General features: G+C 71.8%; 4 protein-coding genes. All 4 read left to right on the top strand.

Features of this window, described 5'->3' with window-relative positions:
- On the top strand, nt 1-783 hold a 783-nt coding region (gene hemC / locus ACTHL9_RS13315; RefSeq protein WP_440519730.1), incomplete at its 5' end, for a hydroxymethylbilane synthase.
- A 2-nt stretch (nt 784-785) separates the two neighbouring features.
- Nucleotides 786-1,709, top strand: coding sequence for a uroporphyrinogen-III synthase (locus ACTHL9_RS13310; protein WP_440519729.1), 924 nt, complete (start codon nt 786-788; stop codon nt 1,707-1,709).
- Nucleotides 1,706-2,686, top strand: a complete 981-nt coding sequence (gene hemB / locus ACTHL9_RS13305) for a porphobilinogen synthase (RefSeq protein ID WP_440519727.1) — start codon at nt 1,706-1,708, stop codon at nt 2,684-2,686. The genes ACTHL9_RS13310 and hemB overlap by 4 nt, the downstream gene beginning before the upstream one ends.
- A gap of 60 nt (nt 2,687-2,746) precedes the next feature.
- Nucleotides 2,747-3,609 (top strand): LLM class flavin-dependent oxidoreductase (locus ACTHL9_RS13300; RefSeq protein WP_440519726.1); only part of this gene is annotated, 863 nt, incomplete at its 3' end.

The raw sequence follows: 3,609 nt of genomic DNA, 5'->3' as shown, positions 1-3,609 counted from the left end.
ATTCACTCGCTCAAGGACCTCCCCACCGGCGGGACCCCCGGCCTCGCGCTCGGCGCGATCCCCGCACGGGCTGACGTCCGGGACGTGCTGTGCGCGCGCGACGGCCTCACGCTCGCGCAGCTTCCCGAAGGGGCCAAGGTCGGCACGGGTTCGCCGCGACGGGCAGCCCAGCTGAGGGCGGCGCGGCCGGATCTCGAGGTCCTCGACATCCGCGGCAACGTCGACACGCGGCTCGGCCGCGTTCCCGGCCTTCCGGGGAACTCGGCTGTTTCAGTCGCCGGCGCGACGGGCGACCTCGACGCCGTCGTCCTTGCCGCAGCGGGGCTCGGCCGCCTTGGCCGCACCGACGTCGTCAGCGAGTACTTCGAGCCTGACGTCATGCTGCCCGCGCCCGGGCAGGGCGCGCTCGCCGTCGAATGCCGGCTCGAGGACGCCCCCGCGCGCGAGAACGGGATGCTTCTGCAGGACGCGGTGCAGGGCGTGCTCGCCCAGGCGCTTGCCGCGATCGACGACGCAGACACTCGTCTCGCCGTGAGCGCCGAGCGGGCCCTCCTTGCGCGGCTCGAGGCCGGCTGTGCCGCCCCCGTCGGCGCCCTGGCCCGCCGGAAGGGAAGCCTCCTCTACCTCGACGCCGTCGTGTGTTCGCCCGACGGAACCCGCAGCGTGCGGCTCAACAAGGCAACCGACGGCTTGACGGACGTCGGTGCCCACCTCTTGGGCATCGAGCTCGCGGAGGAGCTGCTGGCGCAGGGCGTCGCGGAGTTCGCTGAGCTGGGCGCCTGAGCATGACAATCGAGGATCCGCGGCCGGACGCCCCGCTCGCCGGGCGTCGGGTGCTCCTCACCCGGAGCCCCGATCGGGCCGGTGCCATGGCATCCGCCCTTGCCCGGGCGGGGGCCGAACCCCTGCTGCTTCCCCTCATCGACTTCGAGCGCGCACCCGAGGCCCAGCCCCTCGACGAGGCGCTGGAGCGCCTGGCCGCGGGGGAGTACGCGTGGCTCGTGGTCAGCAGCATCACGACCGTTCGCGCGCTCAAGGACGTCGCCGCGGAGCGCGGAATGCGCCTGAGCGAGCTGGTCCCGGCGGGGACCCGCGTGGCGACCATCGGGCCGAGCTCGCGGCGCGTGCTCGAGGCGGAGGGGCTCCGCGTGGACCTCGCGCCGGAGGGCAGGCAATCCGCCGAGGGCCTCCTCGAGCTGTGGGCCTATTCCGACGACGGGGGAGCCGCGGGTTCCGCCGGAGCCAGCGCCGTTCGGATCCTCCTCCCGCAGAGCGACCTCGCCGCGCCGACCCTCGCCGAGGGGCTCGAGGAACGCGGCTGGGCCGTCGAGGCTGTCATCGCCTACCGCACCGTGGACTATCCCGCGGACCCTGCCCGGCGACTCATCGCCGAACTCGCAGTCGGCACCGAGCCGAGCCCCGCCGTCGTCCTCTCGCCCGAGGACGCGAACGCCGAACTTGCCGAGGGGCGGCTGAACGCCGTCGTCGCAGCGTCGCCGAGTGCCGCCCGCCGCATCCACGAGACGCTGCGCCCCCTCGACGCCACGCGGCTCGTGGCGATCGGGCAGCCCACGGCCGAGGAACTGCGTTCGCTCGGCCTCGGCGTGGCGGCGACCGCAGCCCAGCCGACGCCCGAGGGGATCGTCGACGCCGTCGTGCACGCCCTCTTCCTGACCCCCGGAATCTCTCCTTGGAAGGACACACCGTGAGCTTCCCGATCCACCGCCCGCGCCGCCTCCGCCAGACCCCGGCCCTGCGCCGCCTCGTCGCGGAGACGCGTCTCCACCCCGCGGAGCTGATCCTGCCCGCGTTCGTCCGCGAGGGCCTGACCGAGCCGGCCCCGCTGCAGTCGATGCCGGGCGTCGTCCAGCACACAACCGACACCCTCAACCGCGCGGCGGTCGAGGCGGCGGAGCTCGGGCTGGGCGGCATCATGCTCTTCGGCGTGCCGGAGACCCGGGACGCCGTGGGCTCGGCCTCGCTCGATCCCGACGGCGTCCTCAACGCGGCGATCCGCAGCGTGCGCGCCGAAGTCGGAGACGACCTCGTGGTGATGAGCGACGTGTGCCTCGACGAGTTCACGGACCACGGACACTGCGGCGTGCTCGACGCCAAAGGGCGCGTCGACAACGACGCGACGCTCGAGATCTATGCGCAGATGGCGGTCGCACAGGCCGAGGCCGGTGCTCACGTCCTCGGGCCCAGCGGAATGATGGACGGCCAGGTCGCGGTCATCCGCCAGGCGCTCGACACCGCCGGCCAGCAGGATGTCTCGATTGTGGCCTACGCCGCGAAGTACGCCTCGGCGTTCTACGGCCCCTTCCGGGAGGCCGTCGACTCGCAGCTCAAGGGCGACCGCCGCACGTACCAGATGGACGCGGCCAACCGCAGGGAGGCGCTCCTCGAGGTCGAACTCGATCTCGAGGAAGGTGCGGACATGATCATGGTCAAGCCCGCCATGAGCTACCTCGACATCCTTGCCGACGTCGCCGCGATGAGCCCGGTGCCCGTCGCGGCCTACCAGATCTCCGGCGAGTACGCGATGATCGAGGCGGCAGCGGCGAACGGCTGGATCGACCGGAAGGCAGCGATCCTCGAGTCCGTGCTCGGAATCCGCCGAGCAGGGGCGAACATGGTGCTCACGTACTGGGCTTCCGAGATCGCGGGCTGGCTTCGCGAGGTCTGACCTCGCCGGCGGCGGTCATGAACCAGCCGCGGGAATGAAGCGGCGGAGGAGGCGGTTTGCATGCATATGCATGGAACAAGCGAGCAGTCGTCCACGGTCCTCCTCGGCCTCAACACATTCGGCGACGTCGGCACGGCGGCCGACGGCTCGCCGAAGCCCCACGCCCAGGTGATCCGCGAGGTGGTCGAGGAGGGCAAGCTCGCGGACCAGGTCGGGCTGCACGCCTTCGGCGTGGGGGAGCACCACCGCAAGGACTTCGCGGTCTCGGCGCCCGAGGTTCTCCTCGCCGCCGTCGCCGCCGAGACCCAGAGCATCCGGCTCGCCTCCGCCGTCACGGTCCTCTCCTCCGATGACCCCGTCCGCGTGTTCCAGCGCTTCTCGACGCTCGACGCCATCTCGCAAGGCCGCGCCGAGGTGATCCTCGGGCGCGGATCGTTCATCGAGTCCTTCCCGCTGTTCGGCCTGGACCTCGAGGACTACGAGGTGCTCTTCGAGGAGAAGCTCGAGCTCTTCGACCGCGTGCGTTCCCAGAAGCCTGTCCACTGGGAGGGCCGCACTCGCGGCCCCATCCGGGGCCTCACGGCGTACCCGCACCTCGAGGAGGGCCTCCTCGACACGTGGATCGGAGTGGGTGGAACACCTCAGTCCGTGGTCCGGGCCGCCCACTACGGCTACCCCGTCAGCTTCGCCATCATCGGCGGAGAGCCGGCCCGCTTCGCCCCCTTCGTGGAGCTGTACAAGCGCTCGCTCGAGAAGTTCGACAAGCCCTACACCCAGCTCGCGACGCACTCGCCCGGGCACGTCTCGGACACCGACGAGCAGGCGCGCGAGGAGCTGTTCCCGCATTGGCTCGCCATGCGCAACCGGCTCGGCGCGGAACGCGGGTGGGGTCCGGGCAGTAAGACGGAGTTCAATGCGCAGGC

Source organism: Sinomonas sp. (genome assembly GCF_051955515.1).
GTDB lineage: Bacteria > Actinomycetota > Actinomycetes > Actinomycetales > Micrococcaceae > Sinomonas.
Note: the sequence above shows the minus strand (reverse complement) of the source record. Positions and strands in the feature narration are given on the sequence as shown.

Coding starts and splice junctions, on each gene's coding strand:
- ACTHL9_RS13310 (WP_440519729.1), top strand. CDS start 786: ATGACAATCGAGGATCCGCGGCCGGACGCCCCGCTCGCCGGGCGTCGG.